Annotated in this window: 22 protein-coding genes; 11 read left to right on the forward strand and 11 right to left on the reverse strand. The window is 36.7% G+C overall.

Annotated elements, in window-relative coordinates; translation table 11 throughout:
• Positions 1-626 precede the first annotated feature (626 nt).
• Complete coding sequence (locus tag IR083_RS11695; protein ID WP_194224461.1) at positions 627-1,493, reverse strand: helix-turn-helix domain-containing protein; 867 nt, start codon at positions 1,491-1,493, stop codon at positions 627-629.
• 664 nt (positions 1,494-2,157) lie between these two features.
• On the opposite strand from IR083_RS11695, the gene IR083_RS11700 reads away from it, so the two are divergent.
• From IR083_RS11700 to IR083_RS11710, 3 genes are all read left to right on the forward strand, one after another.
• Positions 2,158-3,042 carry a helix-turn-helix domain-containing protein gene (locus IR083_RS11700; RefSeq protein WP_006798064.1) on the forward strand — a complete coding sequence of 295 codons (885 nt, stop codon included), beginning with the start codon at positions 2,158-2,160 and terminating at the stop codon, positions 3,040-3,042.
• A gap of 836 nt (positions 3,043-3,878) precedes the next feature.
• Positions 3,879-4,295 carry a hypothetical protein gene (locus IR083_RS11705; RefSeq protein WP_194224462.1) on the forward strand — a complete coding sequence of 139 codons (417 nt, stop codon included), beginning with the start codon at positions 3,879-3,881 and terminating at the stop codon, positions 4,293-4,295.
• An 88-nt stretch (positions 4,296-4,383) separates the two neighbouring features.
• Entirely contained in the window at positions 4,384-5,268 is an 885-nt protein-coding gene (locus tag IR083_RS11710; protein WP_194224463.1) for an NAD(P)-dependent oxidoreductase, read from the forward strand.
• On the opposite strand, the gene IR083_RS11715 is transcribed toward IR083_RS11710, so the two are convergent.
• The 3 genes from IR083_RS11715 to IR083_RS11725 form a co-directional block, all read right to left on the reverse strand.
• Positions 5,251-6,039 (reverse strand): aspartate dehydrogenase domain-containing protein, encoded by a 789-nt coding sequence (locus IR083_RS11715; RefSeq protein ID WP_194224464.1) that lies wholly within the window; start codon positions 6,037-6,039, stop codon positions 5,251-5,253. The two genes, IR083_RS11710 and IR083_RS11715, sit on opposite strands and share 18 nt — an antisense overlap.
• Before the next feature lie 1,284 nt (positions 6,040-7,323).
• Positions 7,324-8,091: a TPM domain-containing protein gene (locus IR083_RS11720; protein WP_194224465.1), complete on the reverse strand. Its 768-nt coding sequence runs from the start codon at positions 8,089-8,091 to the stop codon at positions 7,324-7,326.
• Between the two features lie 44 nt (positions 8,092-8,135).
• Positions 8,136-8,735, reverse strand: coding sequence for a LemA family protein (locus tag IR083_RS11725; protein WP_006798070.1), 600 nt, complete (start codon positions 8,733-8,735; stop codon positions 8,136-8,138).
• A gap of 322 nt (positions 8,736-9,057) precedes the next feature.
• On the opposite strand from IR083_RS11725, the gene IR083_RS11730 reads away from it, so the two are divergent.
• The 3 genes from IR083_RS11730 to IR083_RS11740 all read left to right on the forward strand — a co-directional run bounded on the left by IR083_RS11730 (position 9,058) and on the right by IR083_RS11740 (position 10,977).
• Positions 9,058-10,011 (forward strand): alpha/beta hydrolase, encoded by a 954-nt coding sequence (locus tag IR083_RS11730; protein ID WP_194224466.1) that lies wholly within the window; start codon positions 9,058-9,060, stop codon positions 10,009-10,011.
• Positions 10,012-10,414: 403 nt separating this feature from the next.
• Positions 10,415-10,660 (forward strand): hypothetical protein, encoded by a 246-nt coding sequence (locus IR083_RS11735; RefSeq protein WP_194224467.1) that lies wholly within the window; start codon positions 10,415-10,417, stop codon positions 10,658-10,660.
• 23 nt (positions 10,661-10,683) lie between these two features.
• Positions 10,684-10,977 (forward strand): hypothetical protein, encoded by a 294-nt coding sequence (locus IR083_RS11740; RefSeq protein ID WP_194224468.1) that lies wholly within the window; start codon positions 10,684-10,686, stop codon positions 10,975-10,977.
• 130 nt (positions 10,978-11,107) lie between these two features.
• Here the strand turns inward: IR083_RS11740 and IR083_RS11745 are convergent, their stop codons facing one another.
• The gene (locus IR083_RS11745; RefSeq protein WP_194224469.1) at positions 11,108-12,001 is read right to left on the reverse strand and encodes an AraC family transcriptional regulator; all 894 of its coding nucleotides are present in this window, start codon (positions 11,999-12,001) and stop codon (positions 11,108-11,110) included.
• 424 nt (positions 12,002-12,425) lie between these two features.
• Here IR083_RS11745 and IR083_RS11750 point away from each other — a divergent pair, with 424 nt between their 5' ends.
• Positions 12,426-12,980, forward strand: a complete 555-nt coding sequence (locus IR083_RS11750) for a porin family protein (protein ID WP_194224470.1) — start codon at positions 12,426-12,428, stop codon at positions 12,978-12,980.
• A 109-nt stretch (positions 12,981-13,089) separates the two neighbouring features.
• Here IR083_RS11750 and IR083_RS11755 read toward each other — a convergent pair whose 3' ends face one another.
• The 6 genes from IR083_RS11755 to IR083_RS11780 all read right to left on the reverse strand — a co-directional run bounded on the left by IR083_RS11755 (position 13,090) and on the right by IR083_RS11780 (position 18,276).
• Complete coding sequence (locus IR083_RS11755; RefSeq protein WP_006798076.1) at positions 13,090-13,644, reverse strand: DUF1697 domain-containing protein; 555 nt, start codon at positions 13,642-13,644, stop codon at positions 13,090-13,092.
• A 33-nt stretch (positions 13,645-13,677) separates the two neighbouring features.
• On the reverse strand, positions 13,678-14,346 hold the full coding sequence (locus IR083_RS11760) for a YdeI/OmpD-associated family protein (RefSeq protein WP_194224471.1): 669 nt from the start codon (positions 14,344-14,346) through the stop codon (positions 13,678-13,680).
• A gap of 168 nt (positions 14,347-14,514) precedes the next feature.
• Positions 14,515-14,934, reverse strand: a complete 420-nt coding sequence (locus IR083_RS11765; protein ID WP_194224472.1) for a VOC family protein — start codon at positions 14,932-14,934, stop codon at positions 14,515-14,517.
• Positions 14,935-15,133: 199 nt separating this feature from the next.
• Positions 15,134-16,552, reverse strand: coding sequence for a DUF5723 family protein (locus IR083_RS11770; RefSeq protein WP_194224473.1), 1,419 nt, complete (start codon positions 16,550-16,552; stop codon positions 15,134-15,136).
• A gap of 19 nt (positions 16,553-16,571) precedes the next feature.
• Positions 16,572-17,177, reverse strand: a complete 606-nt coding sequence (locus tag IR083_RS11775) for a hypothetical protein (RefSeq protein ID WP_006798080.1) — start codon at positions 17,175-17,177, stop codon at positions 16,572-16,574.
• Between the two features lie 601 nt (positions 17,178-17,778).
• Complete coding sequence (locus tag IR083_RS11780) at positions 17,779-18,276, reverse strand: helix-turn-helix domain-containing protein (RefSeq protein WP_194224474.1); 498 nt, start codon at positions 18,274-18,276, stop codon at positions 17,779-17,781.
• 879 nt (positions 18,277-19,155) lie between these two features.
• Here IR083_RS11780 and IR083_RS11785 point away from each other — a divergent pair.
• The 4 genes from IR083_RS11785 (at position 19,156) to IR083_RS11800 (ending at position 24,152) form a co-directional block, all read left to right on the forward strand.
• Positions 19,156-19,704, forward strand: coding sequence for a UpxY family transcription antiterminator (locus IR083_RS11785; RefSeq protein WP_006798082.1), 549 nt, complete (start codon positions 19,156-19,158; stop codon positions 19,702-19,704).
• Between the two features lie 48 nt (positions 19,705-19,752).
• A complete protein-coding gene (locus IR083_RS11790; RefSeq protein WP_194224475.1) occupies positions 19,753-20,883 on the forward strand; it encodes an MraY family glycosyltransferase in 1,131 nt (376 codons plus the stop codon).
• A 64-nt stretch (positions 20,884-20,947) separates the two neighbouring features.
• Positions 20,948-21,739, forward strand: coding sequence for a polysaccharide biosynthesis/export family protein (locus tag IR083_RS11795; RefSeq protein WP_194224476.1), 792 nt, complete (start codon positions 20,948-20,950; stop codon positions 21,737-21,739).
• A 40-nt stretch (positions 21,740-21,779) separates the two neighbouring features.
• A complete protein-coding gene (locus tag IR083_RS11800) occupies positions 21,780-24,152 on the forward strand; it encodes a GumC family protein (RefSeq protein WP_194224477.1) in 2,373 nt (790 codons plus the stop codon).
• The last annotated feature ends 43 nt before the right edge of the window (positions 24,153-24,195 follow it).

Here is a 24,195-nt window from a genome sequence, read left to right on the forward strand (position 1 = left end):
AATATGGATGTAAGTCTGTGATAAGGTTGGAGATCCTGTTAATACATTTTTGTGTACATAATTTATTTCGGTATTGTTGTCATTTACCGAATTTGTAATCTATTGTCTGTCGTTTTGTTAAAAAAAGCTTTATTCGTTGCCTTCATTGTCTTTTAGTCTGTTCAGTGTGCTATCCTAGCTATTCTGATTCCAACCATGTTGCCCTTTTGCAGGATCTTTTGTTTAAAAATTGGATTCTCCTTAGGCCGCCATTGTTGGCTAAATGTTGTGTGACTACATTATATGTCTCTATTGAGGCATATCTGATAATCAGATTTTCAGTCGATAAATTTGGATTGAAAATACTGTATTTCAGTCTTATTTTCATTGCTATAATTTGCATTCTATTTGAGGCCGCAAGTTATTCCTAATATTTTAGATAGATTTTATAGATTTTCGCCATTATCTTTAACATTTTCTCCTCACCACATGAAAAAATGGGGAACATTCCGAGTGTTAAAAAGAAAAACGTCAACAAATCAGAAGAGTGGTCTGCTATTTTGTACATACATATATTTATTATATATATAATGAATTGTGAAAATAAGGGAGAGTGGATATCGTCTTCTTCGACGAAAGGATATTTATTAGTAATTGGTTTGAGAATCTATAAATTTTCCATATTTTCTGATATTTGAAGGAGTGGCTCCCAAATAAGTCTTACAGAAATTAGTAAAATGAGAGATACTGGAAAAGCCGAATTCGTCACAAATCTCTTTGAAGCTTTGTTTATCGAGCTGTATTTCATAGTAGATTTTTTCTGCTTTATTCCGAAGCATCCATTTATACGGGGAAACACCGAATACACGCTTAAAGTGCTTTTCGAAACCGGAGACCGAATAATGGAGAGCCTGAGCAAGCTCGCTTACCGATCTATAGTTATGGCCATAATGAGTAACATAGGAAGAGAAGCCGGAATCGGAATGTAGTGCTCTGCTAAAAAATTGAGCAAGGTTATCCTGAGGATAAAATGCACGCATCAGAAAGAATAATTCTGCGATTTTGTGTTGAAAAAAGCTCCTGCAACATATACCCTGATCAATACAATTCTGTACAAATCCTACAAATAGCTTAATTTGGGGACTTGTTACCAACAAATATAAACATTGCCTGTTTTTACAACATTCGTCCAGGTTCTTCTTTATCAAATCCATAATACGCAAACAATTACAAAATAAAATAGGATCATGTATACGGACAATAAGTAATGTTGAATTTTCGAGGATATGAGTTAAGTAGTGACAATCTAAAGGGAGATATATAATATCATCTGCTTTTATTACCGTATTAACAGATATGTCTATTGACATATCGATTTTGCCTACAATAACAAAGACCATTATATCTTCCGTCGATATGTCTTTAATTATATTTCCCTGATCTAGTTTTAAGATTTCAAAAGTAGGATCCTTTTTTTCAGCCATAGGACAATTAGTATCACAGAAAGTATTCATAATTTATATTCTTAATGATTAAACGCTCTAAGAATCTTCCAGGTAATTATATCTCCTATGCGCCCGGACAAAGATTTTGAGAAAGTCCGGGAGAATTAATCTTAAATAAGATATTTCCTACATGAATATAAATATGATGACTAAATATTCTTGTAATATTTATCTAATCGAAGCCATTAGAAATATATAAACAGTAAACTATGATGATAATATTTGTTGCTTAATGTAATGTGGAGAAAATGATAAGAGTGTATCTCAAATCACTGTTTTTTTGTACTTCATACCGTCTATTAAGAAAACATATATCTGCCTGATTTTGTTCTCGATAATCAAATAAAATATTATTGAGGCTATCCGGGCCGGCTGAAAATGTTTACCACAGGAATATATGTCTCTTTGGCCCAATAATGTCTATGTCGAGGATGATATACATCAAATTGGAAGAAAAATAAAAGAAAATGGAGGAAATATGTAAAAAATAATTTGATTCAAATCTCTACTTTTGTGCCGAATACAAATTCTTACAAGAAATAGCTATTCTTATTTATACCTCTATTTTTCATTTAAACTTATTGATTATTTTTTACAAGAAATCAATAGAACTTAATCCTATATTAATAATATAGTTGTTCTATAGCTTTTTGTTTTTATTATCTAAATTTATATGAGCGAATTATATTGTTCGGATAAATTATCATGTCCTTATAAAGAAAAAGGCCGTCATTCTGCTATTCAGCTACTGGTATTGAACCAGAATGATAAGATAGATAACAATTCACTGAATGATAAGATGGTTTTTCTTATAAAAGGAAAAATTTCTTTATCATTCGCGAGTCATACAGAGTCTATTATTGAAGAAAATAAAGCTGTGTACCTGCCGGTAAATCAACATTACTCATTAAATGCATTAGAATACTCTACCTTGTTGATCATACGGCTTCAGGAGCAAATTACATTTTGCAACTGTATGAGTATCGAAGACCTTGCGCGTTATTTCGAAAACGAAAGCCATCAAAGCCTGGACGATTTATATCTTTTAGATCTGAATATAGAAATAAAGCAATATGTTGAGTTTGTACTTGCGTGTTTCGATCAGGGCATATATTGCGGCATATTTTACCGGAATAAAGTAAAGGAATTGTTCTTTCTGCTACGTGCCTTTTATTCTCAGAAAGATTTATCTCTGTTTTTCCGTCAGGCACTTAGTGCCGATTCCTTATTCTCTTCTTATGTTATGCGTAACAGTCATAATTATAAATCGGTAAGCGAACTCGCTCAGGCTCTTAATTATTCGGTCTCCGGTTTCGAAAAGCATTTCAAGCGCGTATTCGGCGTTTCCCCGTATAAATGGATGCTCCACAGCAAAGCGGATAAAATTTATTATGAAATACGACACGAAAGACGTAGTTTCAAAGAGATTTGTGACGAATTCGGCTTCTCCAGTATCTCCCATTTTACTAATTTCTGTAAGACTTATTTGGGTGGTACTCCTTCCAATATCAGAAAATACGGGAAAATGTGGGAAAGCGGATGTGAATCGAATCTCTAGAGTAATTAGCAGATAAAATCATTGATTACCTATATCTTACCTATGTACGATTATTTGTTATATTATGGTGGATATATGTAAAGGTAGTTTTATATCATACATATAACTTTGCAGTTGAAATAATTTAGAGGTACAGGCTAAGAATTGACTTTTTGTCTGAGAGTAATTAACAACAGAAATATATAGGAGATAATAAAATAAAGAAACAGTAAATCATAGTCTGTCTACAGGCCGCTGACGATATATGAATCGATCATATTTTTCGAAAATGCTGTTTTCTCATTATTGTGTTCTGATATTTCGTTTATCTATACAAATAATATTAAACAGTTCTGTACCCCAACATACACAATACATTACAAAAGTGAATAAAACCGGAAACAAACGACAAAACGGGATTAATTAAATAATATCTATACAGAACTGAATATATGAGAACAAAAATATATATTGAGGAAATACTATCTCGTAACAATAGAACATTAGGATCATCATATTCTTTATCGCTGGAAGTCAGAGACGGATATCTTTTGAATAACAAGTTTTGTAAGTATCCGGATATTCTTAAAGAATACGATATCCCCGATAATATTATTCCTTTTTCCGCATCTCAATTGTCTTTTTCTTACATTACGTCTTTTATAAATATTTATATGCGGAAATTTTTTGTCTTTTATGGGTTGCTTTGTCTGCGACAGCTAGGGTAGCCCAATTTTTTTTTATAGACAACAAACAGAATGATAAAATATACATTAATACAAATGTCGTTCAAATCCCTAAACCGGGTAAACAACAAGTCTATATAAGTTGATATTATTAATATCTCAAACTAAAAAATGGAAACAAGAAAATATTGCAGAACAATGTTGAGCCTTATTACAGGTTTGTTACTGACCGTAATGGCATATTCCCAATCAGGTTCTCCGGCTGTTGAAGAAAAGAATAAAACAGTAAACGAAGAAACTGTAAATACAATATCACGGTCAAAAGAAAAACCGAAACCTATGTCGATTTACGGAGGGTTGATCTTATATAAGGTAGAACTGGAATCCCGCACCAGCTTGTCTCCTTATGCACAAGAAAATACACCAGATTATAAAGATAAGAAAGAAAATCTGGTAGGACTCATGGTCTTTAACAAAGATAAAAACAAACAGGATGGAGTAAACGCTGCAATGCCTGATGGAGTTTATGTATGGGACGGAGAACAGTGGTTGAGTATAAGCCTGCCTCTGGTAGCTAAAGCTAAATAGAATAGAGGATAAGTCTGTAACATTGGATTTATAGAGTTTGACCTCACAAGTTCTTTTACTATCTTTATTGTTTTTAATTTTTAAAGATATGTTCAAGAAACTTGTAGCCATAGAGCCGGTGAGCCTGATCCCGTTAGCAGAGACAGCATTGCATTCTTTTGCGAGGGAAGTTGTTTTGCATCAGGATATACCCGTCGACGATAATGAGATAATTGCGCGTATAGGCAGTGCGGATGCCGTGCTGCTGAGCTATACCTCCCGGATTAACCGCTATGTATTAGAAAGATGCCCCGGTATTAAATATATAGGAATGTGCTGTTCCCTGTATTCTCCCGAAAGTGCCAATGTAGATATCCGTTATGCTAACGAACGGGGTATAACCGTAACAGGGATACGGGATTATGGCGATGAAGGCGTCGTAGAATATGTAATCAGTGAACTTGTGCGCTGCTTGCACGGATTTGGTCAGGAGCCTTGGGAGGAAATGCCCCGCGAAATTACCGGACTAAAGGCGGGGATTATAGGACTTGGTAAATCCGGTGGTATGATAGCCGATGCTTTGAGTTTCTTTGGAGCGGACATAGCTTATTTCGCCCGTAAGGAAAAAGACGATGCAAAAGCCAAAGGTTATCAATTCTTGCCTTTGCAAGAACTTCTTTCGCACAGTGAAGTCGTATGCTGCTGTCTCAATAAAAACACAGTTTTATTACACGAAGCAGAATTTAAACAATTAGGGAATAAGAAGATACTTTTCAATACAGGCTTATCTCCGGCTTGGGACGAAACTGCATTTACCGGATGGCTGGAAGGAGACAACCTCTGCTTTTGTGATACAGTAGGGGCATTGGGAGGAAAACATTTGATTGGCCATCCCCATATCCGTTGTATGCAAGTCTCTACCGGCCGCACACGTCAGGCTTTTGACCGCCTGAGCGAAAAAGTCTTGAAGAATTTATCAGAATACAATAGGTGAAACGATATTGATCAGAGTACTCACTACCGACCAACCTGCAATTTCGGAGGTAGCACTATATACATCTATTACGGCATGTACCTGATCATTTTTTATTTCAACCCGTTGGGTATCACCTCTAAATCCCGGAGTAGATTGCATGGTTACATGCATTTTTTCAGGACCTACAGATGCCAGTGAAGCCGCAACTGATACATTTAGCCCGGTTGGGAATACGCCGATAGCTTCTCTTGCCGTTCCGGAAAAGACAACACGCTGTTCGGTTTCCAAAGACGGATCGTAGACAGGTGACCGTCTCAGGGCATTAACGCCTTTCTCATTGAAGAACCGGGCGGATGCATTTCCCATCAGGGTAGCAGTTCGCAAAACATCGAAACCTCCTGTAGCTCCGGAAGCAATGTATATACGTGTGCCATTTGCTTTTGCTGTTTCCATCACCTCCTTATAAAAAGCGGTATCGGCAAAAGCTCCTATAGACAAAGTGATAATAGATGTGCCGTTTTTTAATGTAGGCAGGGCCAATTCTTTCATGGCAGCAGGGGATGCTGCTTCCACCAGATAATCGGGTTTCAGAGCCAGCAAATCTTCCAGTGTCGTGCATGCAGAGCATGGTTTACCATGTTTATGCATTTTTTTTGCAATCCGTCCTGCTTTTGACGCAGTACGCGAATAAACTCCAGTTAAATCATATTCAGGCAGTAAGCCGTTAATAAGTGCATCTGTTACAATTTCGGCAAGATATCCACACCCCACAATCGCTAATTTTTTCATGTGGGCAAAGATACCTCTTAAAAATATGATTTCCTAAATGTTTCTGCCCGATTGGCTGTCTTGTGTATCATTCAATGAGACAAACACTCTGAAAGGAGAGAATAACGAATAGAATTACTATATTATGCCAATCAGTAGTTCAAGTAATTATTGTAGTATAAAATTGTTGGATTTCTCTAACGCGCCGTCCGGCTTGTTTTTCATTTTGCCTTGATGCAAAACGAAACAAAAAATCAAGGCTGCATCCCTCCGGCGACCCAAAACCGCAGCTCCGGTGGGGCAAAATAATACGGAGTCATCTTTTACCGGATTATCAGCCGTGTACAGCAGCTACCCTATTTTGCCCTACACCTCCGCTTTACGGATTGGGTACCCCGCCTGCGGAATGAGGCCGTTATCGCGATGCGGCGACAAGACTGTGTCTTTTCAGGCTTTAGCTCCGCGTGCGTCAGCCCTTGCGCATTAGTGACGCAGGCGGGGTACCCAATCCGTTGCAGGCGGCGTAGAATCAAACGGGGCGATAGCCCGTGTGTTTGATTCAGACGGCAAAACGGTTTTGGGTCGCCGAGGAACGAAGCGCTAGCCTTTTGGTTCGTTTTGGGCAATGCCAAAATGAACGTTTAAGCGAAACGAAGTGGAGCATAAAAAATCCAACATTAAATCTCAACTACTGATTCGCATATATTATAGACTTGTGGAAAACGATATATAAAATTACCTATTCGCCCCTTATTTATGTTTTTTTATTTTGTATTGTGAGTTTTGGTGTATATAAGAGTTTTTTTTCCAAATATTATATATATTTGCAACCAGTAAAATCACAAGGTACGCGCTAAGTCACATGAAAAATCAATGCTCAAAATCTTTAGTTAAAAAAGAATCTTATTGAGAGGTAATATACTGGCATGTCATACCCGTAAAAGCGTATGACAAAAATCCTGTGATGTATTAAAATGACCTGAATAACCTGATAAATAACTGCAACATTTAGGTAAAGGAGCGGGCTACAGATGGAGTACAAGGTGGGTGGTGCTACTTGTAATCATATAAACTGTAGCCTAAGTTTCTTTTGTTTTTATCCTATTTCTGTGTTTCACCTATCGCCGGTATTCATAAATGCTTTATGGAAAGTAATAGTTATATCGTGATTTACAATAATCTGTGTATCACTCCACTTATGCCTACGGAATACAGAGTAAGCCCTTTTCCAATCTAACAAAAAAACAGGTATAAATCTAGTCTTTATACCTGCCTCTATATTTATTACTGATTGTGATCTTTTGTTCAGAAACTACGTCCGGCACCACCTCCGCCGAAGCTTCCACCACCTCCGCCACCAAAGCTGCCTCCTCCGCTACTCCAGCCACCACCGGAGGAACTACCTCCCCCCCAGCCGCCGAAGCCGCCACCAAAACCTCCGTCACGCCAGCGTCCCCCCGAAGAAGGACCTCCTTTGTTGTTTTTGAAAGCGATATAGAGAATAAGCAATATAACAACCACAAGCACTATATTTGCAATGAGCGAACTGCCGGAATAATTTTCTTCATCCGCCTGGAATTCTCCTGCCAAATATTTAATTATGGCAAGAACGGCCGCTTTGGATGCATTGTAATAATCCCCGGTTTGCAGATATGGGATCATATACTGGTCTATAATACGGCCGCAACGGGCATCGGTAAGTATATGCTCTACTCCGTAGCCTGTGGCAATAAATACCTGCCCACGCTCGTTACCTATACGTGGTTTTATGAGTATAAGCACGCCGTTATTCTTGTCTTTTTGGCCGATACCCCATTTTTCACCCAGACGGGCAGCATAGTCCGATACGGCATAACCCTGCAAATCGGCAACTGTTACTACATATATCTGTGTAGATGTACTATCGTTGTAGGCTTTCAGTATCTGTTCCAGGTCGTCACGCTGCGAGGCATCGAATGTCTGTGCAAAGTCATTGACGAGTCTCGGGGGTGACATGGGAGAGGGCAGATCGTCCTGTGCCTGTAGCAAAACAGCTACAAGCAATAACAAGAATATATTTAATATCCGTTTCATTTTATGAAGCTGACAACCAATAGTTTTAGCCAATGGCTTATTTATTAAAATTCTACTTTTGGTGCACTCTGAGCTGATGCATCGGCTTCGAAATATCCTTTCTTATCGAAATCGCCAGCAAAGAAGCTGTTTGGGAATTTTCGAATATATGTATTATAGTCTCTCACCCGTTCATTAAACTTGTTACGTTCTGTGGAGATACGGTTTTCTGTTCCGGTAAGTTCATCCTGCAGGGCAAGAAAGTTAGTATTGGCTTTCAGGTCGGGGTAATTCTCCTGCACCATCAGCAAACGACCGAGTGCAGCACCCAGTTGCCCCTGCGCTTCCTGATATTTTTTGATATTCTCTTCTGTAAGCTGGTCTGCATTTACATTCATCTGTGTTGCTTTTGCACGGGCATCCACTACTGCCTGAAGAGTTTCCTGTTCGTGAGTAGCATAGCCTTTCACAGTGGCTACCAGATTAGGCACAAGATCGGCACGGCGCTGGTATGCATTCTGTACCTGAGCCCACTGAGAAGACACAGCTTCTTCTTTTGTTATCATATTATTTTGAAGCGATTTGCCCCACAAAAAGAAAATAAGCCCTATACCGATTATTGCAACTACAACAATAATAGCAATTATACCTTTCGTTAATTTCATTGTTTCTATTTTTTTGAGTTAATATCAAATACATTTATGTCTAAAACAACAAGAGAGAATGTTTTGTTGCTGTGATGCATATTTAAGCCGTAAAAGTATTAAATTATGTGGATATTTTTGTTAAGTAAAGCAAGTAATTCATGTAGAAAGGAAGAGAACCTTACTGCAACAGGTATACCTGCAAATAATTATTTGTAACTTTAAGAATTCAAATACAAAAGATTATAAAGAAAATTATACTGAATCTGACACCGGCTATATCTCAGGCCGTGAACAAATACTAAGTGATAGCGTTAATCCTGAAAAATAAGAAATAAAATCTATGAGTAATTCTCCATACAAAGAAGATATACTAAAAGACCGGTTCGAAGCTCAAACTCTCAAATTGAGGGACGATTACGAAGGTATGGTTACAGCGACACTTATACGTCACCTGACAGAAAGAAAATCCGACAAAGCGGTATTATACATACATGGATTTAATGATTATTTTTTTCAGACGGAAATGGCGTGCCGTTTTAACGATCATGGATTTAATTTCTATGCCATCGACCTACGAAAATATGGTCGTTCGTTTCTGCCACACCAGAAATTCAATGATATACGCAATCTGAAAGATTATTACGAAGAAATACTCCAATCGCTGGATATTATCCGCAGCGAAGGTAATAAAGAGACTCTTTTGTTTGGGCATTCCACAGGCGGGCTTATTGTTACCTTATTTGCCAAAGATCACACAGACAGCAAATTATTTGACGGGTTGATACTCAACAGCCCTTTTTATGAATTCAATCTGGCAAAACGGGTTAAAAAGCTTTTACCTATTGTATCCTTTGCAGGGCGGTTTATACCTAAAGTTACCATTCCGGGAGGATTCAGTGAAGAATATGGTAAAAGTATTCATAAATCGTACAGAGGAGAATGGGATTACATACAGGACTGGAAGCCCAACCTTGCACCTAAAATAAATCTGGGATGGTTGCGTGCAATTCATAAAGCACAAAATGAATTGAGGAAAGCATTTTATATATCCAAGCCCATATTGCTGCTGCATTCAGCTGAGTCGGTGGCAGATATTAAAGATATGGAACAAGTCTCGAGCCGCGATGCTATTTTGAATATAAATGATATTGAACGTATAGCCCATAACATAAAGGGCGATGTGGAAATCCTGTCTGTAAAGGGAGGGTTGCACGACCTTATTCTATCGGGGGCGGAAGTGCGAAACAACGTCTATAATATGATATTTGACTGGATAAAACGAAATAAGCTATAATATCGCCAATTGCGAATGCTGATATATTTTACATTAAAATATATCATTCTCGAATGTTTTTATAGCAATTTATACATATTATTTTGGTTGTTAAAATATAAATATACTCCTATTAAATAACGATCTTAAAAGATAAATTGTTTATAAAAAGACTGACAAAATATATGTGAATGCAATATATTTGATATTTTTTACCCGATATTCTCAGTTTGTTATTAACTTAAGTATACACTCCGAAAAAAGTTTTACATACCCTTTATTCAATGAACGGTTAAATCGTGAAAGGTCTTACTTTCATATTCCATTTTCTTCCATATGTTTATTTCTTAATTCTGCAATCTTCAAATCCGACTATCGGAACATTTATTCCTCACAATAGGGCTTTTCTAAACCGCTTTCATTGATGAACTTTACAAAACAATTAGAAAACAGATCAAATATGGAAATGGTACGGCTCTCAAAATATAAAAAAATAGATAATATGCAGGAAAATAGAATATCTGCTATATTGCTCTCCGTAAGGCCTAAACTGACGAGAGAATATGAAATTAAAGTGTCGGGAAAAGGGTTTATCAATCATCAGTCAATTGTGATGTTAACCGACCATATAAAAAAGGCAAGGCAATCAGGTATATTATTAGAACGGTAGTTCCGGAATAAAAAGATCAGAATATGAAAATAGCACTATTCCTCAAAAACGAAATAATGGACGAATCCTACCCGGATACAATACCTATTATTGTATTGCATGTAGACAGTAAATCGGTAATGGAAGTAGAAAAAGACATTATAGTGAAGAAAGATGTCAATTATGTAGCACTTTGGCTATTGACCAATCGCATCAAAGAAGTATATGTAGCGGAAATTGATCCTCTGGTGAAAAGACTGTTCGAGAAATTAGGTGTTGCAGTCAAACGATTTGACGACATTGAAAAGAATCCGCTTTTGAAACAGTTTCTATCCTGATAGAATATCTAATCCGATCAACGATTTTCTCTTTATCTGTAAAGAATTTTACTTTCCCATATTTCATGGCAAATTCTACACAAATTGCCCCTATATTTCTTAATATAACAATAATATATCTCTATAAAGTTCAGCTTTCCCTGTACTGTACAGGCGTCATTCCTGTGTGCTTCTTAAAGAAGCGTCCGAAAAAAGACGGATTGGGGAAATTCAACTCTTCCGAAATTTGTAATATGGTCATATCCGTAGTTTTGAGCATATATTTTGTGGATGAGATAAGCACCTCATTTATCCAAGAGAAGGCTGTACGGCCTGTACGCTCTTTTATGATAGTGGACAGGTATTTAGGAGTCAGGCACATCTTATTGGCATAAAACTGAAGCGTTTTTTCCTTCTTATGATTATGTAGCAATAACTTGAAAAAGGTAAAAACCTGCTCTTTCTGATATGAATTAGCATCTGACATCGTATCCGTCCCGGGATTACTTTCCGATTCTTTTATTTTGTTATAATAAATAGCCCCCACTTCTATTAATAATGTATAAAGGAGTCCCTTTGCCATTTGCTCCCTGAAAGGATGATCCTTGCGTTTATATTGAGTGACAATAAACGAGTGGAACTCAAGTAGTTTTTCAGCTTGTGCCTCTGATATCTGAAGACAGGGAGACTGTATTATGCTCATCGAAATGTCGAAATTGCTTGATACAGGCATGTCTGTCAGAAAATCGGGAGAAAAGATAAGGAACTCGGTCATCATATCGTCACTCTGCTCAACTACTTCGAGTACATAATTGGGTAAAATGGTTAAAATGGTTCCTTTTCTGGTCTCATATTCCTTGAAGTTTATCTTTATCCTCCCCGTACCACTGATGCAAATGGCAAATACCGCTCCATCGATAATGATAGGAAAGTTTGATGACATAGACGGGAAGTGCACCGCCTTATCGGATACGATAAAGTTTTTGATGGCGGACGGATCTATCTGCTCCGAAATATCTTTGATCTGTACTTTGGATAAGTTCATATAGTTTGTTTTTATCTCTTTACACTATCTATTGACATAAAAGGTATAAATAATCATTGACTCCCATTGAAGAACTTTATGTGATTTTTCACTCGTTCGGGATAACAAAGAGGCTTATCGCATTATAATGTCTCTAAATCTTAAAGGGCGGAATAACCTCACTTTTACAAACGTACTATTTTTATTTGAAAGCATTATTTTTCATCATAAGAATTTTAGAACATACCATACGAATATCAGAACATTAGCCGGAAGTCCTTTTTCTCCTTTTTTTTCGAAATAAGAATAATAGGACATTATTACCTCCATACGGGGCTTTTTTTACCTTTAGTTTTGCACGACCTTTGTCATGTATTCGAAAACGATATACAATGAATACAAAATAAAGATTAGTTAGGTTATCAATTTTTTAAAATGAAAGATTATGAAAAAGTTATTTTTTACACTCGCAGTTATGTTTGGTTTGACTTCGGTAGTTAACGCTCAGACAGGCAAGGTATGGATAGGAGGTAGCACAGGCTTTAATACAAGTAAAGTTACAGATGGTGAAAGGTTGACAAATTTCAATATCACACCGGAAGTAGGCTATATGATGTCAGACAACTGGGGAGTAGGTATGAAACTGGGATATGCACATAAAGAATATAATGTACTGGATGGTAAGGCTAAGTCTGACGGGTTCACTGTAAGTCCGTTTGCACGTTACTCATTCCTCAGAGGAAATATAGGCGGTTTATTTGTTGATGGTGGCGCCGGATATACTTACAGTAAGGTAAAATCTACTGATACTAAGGTACATGAATTGGAAGTCGGCTTCAGACCCGGCGTTGCCATCAATGTGTCGGACAATCTGACCCTTACCGGAAAATTCGGATTCTTAGGTTATCAGTATGAGAAATTCGGCAGCAAGAAGACCAATACATTCGGCTTCGACTTCGACCTTAGCCAGATACAATTAGGTTTAAATTTCGTGTTCTGAATACTACATTAAACAATTACTCTAAATTACTCAAAAATCTCTTCAAAACATTGAGAGGCCGCTCCCGGGATGGAAGTGGCCTCTCGCTTTATTAATCACTTATCTTATTTTATCGCATGGCCTTTCCCAGTTCCGCGAGCTTGCTTATCGTTTTAAAATTGCGTGATGTGGATGGAATATCCGTTTTTTGTAAACTGCCAGCCAGTTTGGAATTGCGGATACTATTATAAAACAGAAAATAAACATTTCGCCCTGCTATTTTATATTTATCTTGCTGTGTATTATATTTTGCGAGGCGCTCGATATCTTTGGATGATGGATTCCGCGTAAACATAGACACATATAATACTTCACTATCCGATACAGCAATGGCTTCGGTTATTTCTTCACCGGTGAACGGACAATCTGCGATGATTGCTTCCAATTCTTCTAGCGTTCTTAATATTACAACAACGGGAAACCCAAAAGTATCTTCTATAATAGCCTCTATTTCTATCCGGAGTTGTTCTTCGCCCTTATCGGAAATAAACAATACATTACCGCTCTGAATATATGACTGTACGCTATGGAAGCTCATATTTTCAAATACTTTTTTCAGTTCAGCCATTTTTATTATATTCTTTCCGCCGACATTGATGCCACGTAATAGTGCTATGTAGATCATATATGAGTGATAAATATATAAGGATTCTTAATTTTATTTTCTCTTATCGGCCCTGTACAGATCAACGGATTTATAGCCTTTACGAATAATGTCCGCCATCTCGTCAAGCCGTTTCTTTATGGTTTCTTCCGACCGGGTATTATACACGAAACGTGCCCAACCGCGCTGATAGCCGGGGGTGAGATTATTGAAGAAAGAAAGTATCTCTTTATCTTTGGTGAAGTGTTTTTGCAGATCGGGAATACGGTCTATATAATCGGCAACACACTGGCTAAGCTGATTAGCCCGGCTTTTGCGGACTTCCTCATGTTTCAGTCCGATAAGTGTAAATGTATCGTCGAAAGCCAGCATCTTATAAAATTTCAGTAAGCTGCCCTTTACATAACCATCGTCATCGACATCTACACGTTCGAAAAAATCGTCACGGCCGATATATTCTTTATACTTCTTGTTTCCTTTTTTTGGATAGACAAAAAACAGGCTCCCGCCTTTGTACAGCATATCTTTATCTATGACCATCTGCAATCTTTTCATAAATTCGTCCAGAGTGAAAACAAATGCAAAAATGGTATTATACTTTTCCTTTTTTACACTATTATCCGGAATCAAACTGTCCAGGTCATGTATCTCTTCGGGTTTATCCAGTGCCAGCACACTGCCGAAAGTATTAATTCTCAGTTTATCTATTATCAGTCCGCTCATAATTTTATTGTATATTCTATTATATGTTTCAGGTATGCAATTTAATATAAAAAACAGAACTCCGTATCCTCGCCTGAAAAATCATTCTGAGGATACGGAGTAAAAAATTTTGTTCAATTTATCTAAAGGTTGAAAAGTCTGTTCTCTCTCTTGTTTCTCCGTTATATTTTAATACTCGTAATTTACCATCCACAAAACCCCGAATCGGTCCGTAAAATGTCCGAATAATGAGCCCCAAAACATCTTTTCCAGAGGCATTATCACTTTTCCCCCAAGCGAAAGCTCATTAAATATACGCTGAGTTTCGGCTTCACTATCCATATTTACTGATAAAGATATATTGTCTCCAAACTTAGTCCTGACACCAAATACCTCGGATGTATCGGAACCCATAAGAATAGTTCCGCTTCCTATAGGCAATGACATATGCAGTATTTTCTCTTTCTCAGTATCAGGGAGCGGCTGTTCCGAAGGCATATCTTTGAAACGACTCAGGTACGTAAACTCACCACCGAATACGGACTTATAGAAATTGAAAGCAGCCTCACAATTGCCATTGAAAGATAGGTAGGGATTAACTGCTGCCATTTATTTAAGTATTAAATTGTTTGCTATTTGCACATTTAGGATATGACAGTATCGATTCACGATTAATTGCATTATTTATCTTATCTGTCTCAAAGTAATAAACATTTTTGGGGTTAAGAAAGTTTTCAAAACTTAATAATTATTTTATAAAATAATCAAAGTGTTTATAATGAATATCTTAATCCTCTTATTTGATAGGCTATTTTCGCCTTTCCCCCAAAGGAATACTTATTCCAAACTGAAAGTTAAGCGCCCGGCTGGTGGTAGGGACAAAATCGGATGAAATATGAGGCGTTGCGTAGTCACTTGCAAGAAACAGATTTAAACCTTTAGATGGTACAATATGAAGCGCCAGGCCAAATGTATCGAACTGGCTGTGATTGACCGAATAAGTCAAACTGGTTGCAAACCATGTACAAGGGCGATAGTTAGCCGAAAGGGTAAACTCCGAAATATTGGAATAGCTGCCAAAGCGTATGGAGTATAATGCCCCTGCCGTAAGTTTATCCCTGACCAATTCATACTCAGCGCCCAGATTCATATTCATGCGGAGCATGGACGCGCGCCCCCTTTTTGTCTCACCTTTCAGGTTTACGGCCTTTTTAATATCGTCCAGTGCATCTTCGAAAACGTCGAAGACCGACGAGCCGTCTCTTTCATATATCGAGTAATCGTTGGGAGATACAATTACTTCCGTTTCGGGCGACTGCAGATTTATAGTATTAGCCTTGGACCAGGATATAAAACCGATGTCGTTTATTGCTGCTGAAATTTTCAATCCTTCTAAAACAGGAAATAATTCCTTTACATCATACACTGCGCCTAAATCTATACCTAAACCTAGACCGGGCAGATTAAAATTTCCGAAAGTAAAGCCATCCAGATTCCCCTTTTCGTCATACCTTGGTGCAACTCCCGGTGCGGAACCGATCAATGAGGCCTTCGATTTTGCTTTCCAATAATCGGGCCCTGCATCTATATTCAGGCTTTTGGTGTCGAATTTGAAATCGGCCAGTCCACCCAGAAATTTAACCCTTGCTCCGAGTGTAAGGTTATTATCCATAAACATACGCGAATGTGCAACACCGATTTCGATAAAGGAATAGCCTGTGGCATGCAAGTCGGAAAGATCATATGTGGATTGTTCTTCCTGTCCGAATCCTCTTTTGAGTAATTCAAAAAAAGGTTTCGGTATATTGACATCGGCATGGGTTCTGACTCCCATATCTATATTCCAAAAATGGTCGCCTTTATAAAATCCCAATCCGAAAAATTTTATATTTATATCTGCATTTGCATAATTGTCATAGGATAGTTTCGATAAAAACTGTTCCACTCCCACACTCTGATGCATAAAGGTAACCCGCTTCCCATCAGGACCTTTGAATGTAAAGTTGTGTAAATTGATTTTGTTCGTCTGCCCGTTTGCTCCTATGGTAGGTAAGATTGGCACTACAAGATAACCCTGTTCGGGGCGTAAAGCCGGATTGAGGCTATTGCGGAGATATGATGTCTCCATAAAATAGTCTGATTGAGTAACCTGCGCATATCCTCCATTTATAGAGAAAAGGCTCAGAATGGCTATCGATACGGCATGTAATTTTGTTATAAATCTCATTTTCCCTATCAACCTGTATTTAGAGTTCATAGTAGAATCCACCTGTTTTCACTATAGCTCCCCATATGTACAAATAATCCTTATCGCCCAGCCAGAGAACAGCATCTTTGGAGCTAAGGACAATGACAAGTTGCAAATCGGATGCCGACTCCATATATTGCATATATTCAGACGTAATTTTAACGGAGAACTCCTGCTGCCTGCCGGTAGTAAGCGTTTGTTTCGGTATTACTACTTTGGTTATTCTTTGCTTACCGGTATCTATGATATTAAAGTAAACGTCGAGGGATATCCCTTTAATGGCCACATAAATATCAATCTTAGCTGAGATTTCAACAGTTTCATTCCCTTCATAAAAGAATTTCCGGATCGCATTGTCATCAAACAGGCCACGTATTGTATCGCTCAAAGCTATAGATCCATCAGGAATCGGGATACCCCACGATTCGTTCAATTGCGGTAATCCTTTTATATATATTGTATCAATATCGCCTAGCGGAATGGGCGGAATACTTATTACCCCGCTTTTATCCATATTACCCCAGTCATAATCTTTATCGACACAGGCTTGCAAGCTAAACAGAAGTATGCAAGCCAGTAATATATAGCTGTTCTGAAATTTCATATTGGCCGATTGTTTATGATTTTACTGTATGATACCCGAATGTTATAACAAATTTAAAATTTATAAATCGGTAATCCTATTTTTTAATAATATACCCCCGGGGATATTTTTAAATTAATCTATATTTACAATATATAGTTAAAAGGTAACAAAAGTAACGCGGAAAACAATTAATAATTAAGAATGAAAATTAAGAACCAACGGTCAGCGGAGCTAATTAGCTTGTCGTGCTGAGCTAAGCGAAGCATCTTGTCAGGTATCAGTATACTCCTGCAGAGACGCTAAGACTCAAAACCTGAACTTATTGCCATATTTACATCATTTAACTATATTTGGTTAAAACCTGACAAACTTGACAACTTTCTTTCTATTTTTTCATTGCCATTTTTGTATTTGTTAACTATTTTTAGTTAAAAGGTTACAGATCAGTAAACCAACTTGTAACTCGTAACTGTTCGCAAAGCTACCAGCTTACTATATAGATAAAGTATTTTCCAAAAACAAACAGTCTTTTATATGGTAATATCCACTCTTGATTCGTATGAATTAAAAATAAAAATACCCCTGATTTTTCACCGGATAGAGCATCTATTCTCATTATTTATTTACTACTCTTCAAAAATTCTAATTCCTGTTTTAACAAAGTTTTTTCCTTATCTATTTCATGCTTTTCTTCCAATAACCGCATTTCTTTCTCATAATGCTCTTTTTGCATATTAAGCAGCTTGGTTGTCATTTCCATCACCTGTTCCAGTGGATAGTAATTAAAAATTTGAGATTGGTCTCCTTGATTTACTACATCTTGTGATTTTCCGGCCGAATGTATAGTCGCATCGTTGTAGAAGTTCTTTGTGGCGCTTCGGAAGTCAAAATTTCTCAAAAAATCTGCACTTATATCTAAGACATGCGCGATCCGCTCCAATATTTCATTTTCAATTACTTCTTGATTTTCTATTTTGGATATTTCACTTTGTTGTTTATTTATTTTATCACCTAAGTCCTGTTGGGATAGGCCTTTAAATTCTCTGGCAAACCTAATATTTCTACCCTGATGTGTAGAGTTTTTCTTTTCAACCACTTCATTCATAAATTCTTTCATTATAGATAATGTTCAAAATTAACATATTCTATCAAGAAAACATGATTATTTATCGTTTTTTTTGAGATTTCATTTAATGAGACTAAAAGTCAGATTGATAGAATATTATATTTTGATAATTGTGTATATAAAACATTGAGTCTACCTTTGCCAGCATAAAATTATGTTTATGGAAATAATAACCGAATTTACAAAAATTCAATATTGTCAATTAACCGCACCTAAACTTTGGCATACTCTGATCAATGAATATAACGGACTGCGCTTTACCGGCTTTTATAATAAAAACAGGAGGTTTAATGTAAAACATCTATATAAAAATGATCAGAAGAGTAATTTTCAATAGAATTCCGGGAATACGGCTGAAGGCATACAAAATAGCAGATAATACCTGTGTCGTGCATATATTATTAAGAACGATCAATAAAGCAGATTTTTCTTTGTCGTGTAACAGTATTTTAATAAAAGTAAGGGCTAAAAACTAAATGCTTATTTATATAAATATTTTTAATTAAATATGTATATAAATAAAGAATTATCTATTATTTTTGTAAACTAAATGCGGTATTTATTGATATTTTTCAATAAAAGAATTTTATCTACCTAACAAAAATTGTTTGTATAATAAAATGTCTCTTAGATTTATATAAGAGTTTCAAGTCATGAACTAAATGATTATTTTTTAACGGCTAAATATTCTTATTTATTAAGAAGGGATAAGAATTAGCAAAAGAATCTTTTTTATTATACTCGTAGAGAAAATTTGCTACTGGATAGTGCAGGTTTTCTATATATTCAATTTTTTTAATTTACTCAAAATCAAATCGATCCGGTAATATCTATATCGGGGTGCCCCCAAGGTATGTTATTTTGTTAAGTATGTCAGTCAAAAAAAAAGAGTCATACAAATGGTTCGCCATTAGAGTTACTTATGGTAGAGAAATCAAATTGAAAGCATATTTGGACACCATAAAAACAGAAAGCTTCGTCCCTTTAAAACTGACAGAAATTATCCGGAAGGGAAAAACTAAAAAAGAACTATTACCTGCAATCCGGAACCTTATATTCATTCATACCAATCGTTCCACTCTTGATATTTTAAAGAAGGAATTAGAAAGTAGTATCCCCATCCGGTATATGATCGATAAAGCAAGAAAAATGCCAATTATTGTTCCTGATGACCAAATGAAACATTTTATTGCCATATCCGGTGCTCAGGACGAACAAACACTCTTTTTAACACATATTGCTCCGGTATTGAGAAACGGTACCAGGGTGAGAGTTGTCAGTGGTATTTTTAAAGGAGTGGAAGGGACTATCGTCAGAATAAAAAGAGACAGGCGGATTATGGTTAATATCGATGGTGTGATCGCTGTTGTAAGCGCGCATATTCATCCATCGCTTTTAGAAAAGATAGATACCCTATAATCAGGGTCAACGTTCTACCCGGATACCTTCAAAAAAGTGTAAAAAAATATGGAATTATGTATTTATTGTTTTTTGCCCTTTATCATCAGTTTGTTTTCCTCGTGGTTTCTTATACCTCAGATTCGATTTATAGCGCTAAAGAAAAAGCTGTTTGATATTGTAGATGAAAGGAAAGTACATATAGGTATTATTCCCCGACTGGGCGGTGTTGCTTTTTTTCCAACATTTATGCTTGTGTCGGCTCTGTTTTTATGTGCTTATATCATTTTTAGAGATACCATGGATATCTCTATCGGCATGGAATCTGTAAAAGAATGGATACTGACATTATGTTGTACCATGATATTGTACCTGACCGGTATTGGTGACGATTTGGTTGGACTAAAATATCGGCAAAAGCTTGTTATTCAGGTTTTTGTTGCCTCTATTTTTGTCGCTTCCGGTTTGTGGATAAACAATTTATATGGTATTCTGGGTATTTATGATATTTCATTATCGTTTGGTATACCCCTTACCATATTTATCATAATTTTTATCCTCAATGCTATAAATCTTATTGATGGCATTGATGGCCTGGCTTCAGGATTAAGCATGATTGCTTTCCTTTTTTATGGCTGCATATTTATGTATCTCCACTCATGGTTTTATTGTATACAGGCTTTTATCGCATTTGGAATGCTGGTTCCATTTTTTTATTATAATGTATTTGGAAATGTAAAAAGAGGCCGGAAAATATTCATGGGAGATGGCGGCTCTCTTACTATAGCGATGTTGCTCTCTGTGTTTACGATAAAATTATGCTACTTTGAGCCGGAAGTGATGCAAGTGCAGATTCCGCACGCTATTGTAATCGTGTTTTCATTGCTTATCGTTCCTATGTTCGATGTCGTACGGGTGGTTATACACCGTCTGCGTACCGGATGTAATCCCTTCAAACCGGATAGGAACCACATCCATCATAAATTTCTGGATTTAGGCTTATCTCACAAATCTACAATGATAACAATATTATTAATCTCTATATTTTTTGGGGCAAGTAATATCCTGTTGGCTCCTTATGTGAATATCAATTTTTTGCTGATTTTTGATATTGTATTGTGGACTGTCATGCATGTGGTGATAACAATCAAAATACGCAAAAAACACTTTACAGAAACAGTTGAAACGTGTGATCTTTAAGATAAAACATATAACAGTTATTTTCATTAAATAGTAACCGGACATTTATTAAGTATAGAATTTTATGAGATCTTTATTTAGATTTTTACCTATTTGTATTTTATTCCTTTCATCGTGTAACTCGTCAAAAAATGTTACATATTTTCAGGATATTCCTTTAGAACAAAACATTTCAATTGTTAAATCTTCTGATATAAAAGTCATGCCCAAAGATTTGATTTCGATAGTAGTATCAAGTAAGAACCCGGAACTCGCCGCTCTGTTCAATTTGCCAAAAGTATCCTATCAGGCAGGAAGTGCAACCTCAAATGAAAGTACGGCCAATCAGATTCTGGGTTATACGGTCGACTCGGGCGGTAACATAGATTTTCCTGTATTGGGGAGTATTCATGTGGCAGGATTAAGCAAGGAACAACTGGCATCTATGATAAAAGAAAGACTTGTGAAAGAGAGTCTGGTAAATGATGCGGTTGTAACAGTCGATTTACTGAACCTGAAAATATCCGTGTTAGGTGAAGTGAAAAATCCCGGTAAATATAGTATAGACAGGGATCAAATCACTCTGCTCGAAGCCATAAGTATGGCCGGCGATCTGACTATCTATGGTAAACGGAATGGTATCATGATTATCAGGGAGGCGGGTGGAAACCGTATTACATATAAAATGGACTTACGCTCATCCGAAACATTTTCATCTCCGGCATATTATCTCCGGCAGAATGATGTAATATATGTAGAGCCCAATAACACCCGCGCAGGGCAATCCTCAATAAACGAAAATAATGTGAAATCCGTTTCCCTGTGGATGTCAATAGCATCTTTTGCTACCACTTTAGCCGTTTTGATATTTAAATAATATAAAGAACAGATTACCTGTCATAATAAGCTTTTTGAAGATGAAAAAAAATACAGAAGAAGATTTTATACGGATACAGGACTTATGGAAAATGTCGGTGGAAAAATGGCATTGGTTTGTTATTTCTTTAGCGATATGTCTGATTTCCGCATCCGTATATATTGCAATTACCCCTCCGGTATACACACGCATGGCAGCGGTGTTAATTAAAGATAATTCGGCCAAAGGGGGAATGCTGTCCGATAATATAAATACATTTTCTGATATGGGATTATTCAAATCCAATACGAATATCAATAATGAGATATTGACTTTCAAATCCCCTCTATTGATGCTGGAAGTCGTACAGCGTATAAAACTGGATGAGGACTATAGTATAAAAGGATTTTTCAGAAACAGGTCTTTATATAAAAACTCCCCGGTAATAGTTTCTACCGATCCGGCAAGTGTAAACGAATCCTTTTCTTTCCAAATCGAATTACTCTCTCAGAATAAGATAAGGTTATCCGATCTTATCCTTAATGGTGAAGAACTGGATTTTACGGACAAAGAAATTAACTTATCGGAACCAGTAAATACCCCTTTGGGCCATATTACGATACACCCTACCGCCTTTTATTCCAAAGGATATTATGATCAGAAGATATTATTTACAAAATTCAATCTCCGAGGCATCGTAAATAATTATACAAATGCATTGAATGTAGGATTGAGCAATGAGAATGCCACCATCATAAATATTTCCTTAAACGATGTTTCTGCACAACGGGCCGAAGACGTTCTGGATACCCTGATTACAGTATATAATAAAAATTGGATTCAGGATAGAACTCAGATCGCAGTCAATACATCATCTTTCATCGAAGAACGCTTAAATGTTATCGAAAAAGAATTGGGTGGGGTAGAAGACAGTATCTCGAGATTTAAAAGCCAAAACCTTATACCGGATATTCAGGCGGCATCCAATTTGTATATGGTAAAGTCTAATGAAAACGACACGAAAATACAGGCGCTTAATACCCAATACACTATAGCTAAGTATATTCTTTCCCACTTGAAAAATCCACGGACAAAAGATATATTATTACCAGCAAACTTGGGGATCGAGGGTGCAAATATAGAAGGGCAAATAAATGAATATAATACTCTGTTACTCAAACGAAATACTTTACAGGCAAACAGTAGTGACAATAACCCGTTAGTGCTGGACATGAAACAATCACTTCTTTTTATGCGTGAAGCCATTATATCGTCTGTTGATAATCTGCTCGTTACTTTAGACACACAAATAAAACACACGCAAAAGTCTGAAACAAAAATCAATGAGCGCATAGCTTCCAGCCCCGAACAGGCAAAGTATCTTCTTTCGGTAGAAAGGCAACAGGCGGTAAAAGAAGCATTATACCTTTTTTTATTACAAAAACAGGAAGAAAATCAGTTGTCACAGGCTTTTGCTGTTTACAACACAAAAATAATAACACCACCATCCGGTAATATGTCTCCGGCAACTCCCCGGAAAACATCGATATTACTGGTGGCTGTTGCGATCGGATTCCTGCTACCGGTTATCATTATAATCATCATGGAAAATATGACCATAACCCTCAGGGGGCGAAATGATTTATCCTCACTATCCTTGCCATTTGTAGGCGAAATTCCTCAGATAATGAATGGGAAAAAGGCATTATTATTAAAAAGTAAATCGACGAAGGACAGAGATGACATAATTGTACGGGAAGGGAAAAAAGATTACATGAATGAAGCATTCAGGGTTATACGGACTAATCTAGACTTTATATTGAGTACAAACGGAGAGAAGCATCAAAAGGTGATCATGTTCACATCTTTCAATATTGGTTCAGGAAAAACGTTTACAACAATAAATCTGGCTATAAGTATGGCCATAAAAGGGAAAAAAGTGGTTGTTATAGACCTCGACATGAGAAAAGCATCTTTAAGTTCTTATATAGATTCTCCTTCAGCCGGAATATCTAACTATCTGGGAAAAATGATAGACAATACGGATCAAATAATACGGAAAGGTGCAATCCATCCCAACCTGGATATTATTCCGGCTGGGACGATTCCACCTAATCCGGCAGAACTTTTGTTAGATGACAGATTACAAGGGTTGCTTGATGAGTTAAGGGAAAAATACGATTACATTTTCCTTGATTGTACCCCCGTCGAAATCGTCACAGACGCTTCTATTGTGGGTAAAGTGACGGATATTACGATATTCGTGGTCAGGGCAGGTTTGTTGGATCGAAGGATATTGCCGGAAATAGAAGAAATCTACCAAAAAGGTCAATATAATAATATGACAATGCTTCTCAACGGGACACAGTACATGCAAGGGCAATACGGATATAACCGATACGGATATACTCACGCAGACAATTATCTTGCTTGATAATAGCGCTATAACTGAATTCTGTAAAATATAGACCTGCCTC

Source organism: Dysgonomonas sp. GY75 (assembly GCF_015234155.1).
Classification (GTDB): Bacteria; Bacteroidota; Bacteroidia; order Bacteroidales; family Dysgonomonadaceae; genus Dysgonomonas; species Dysgonomonas gadei.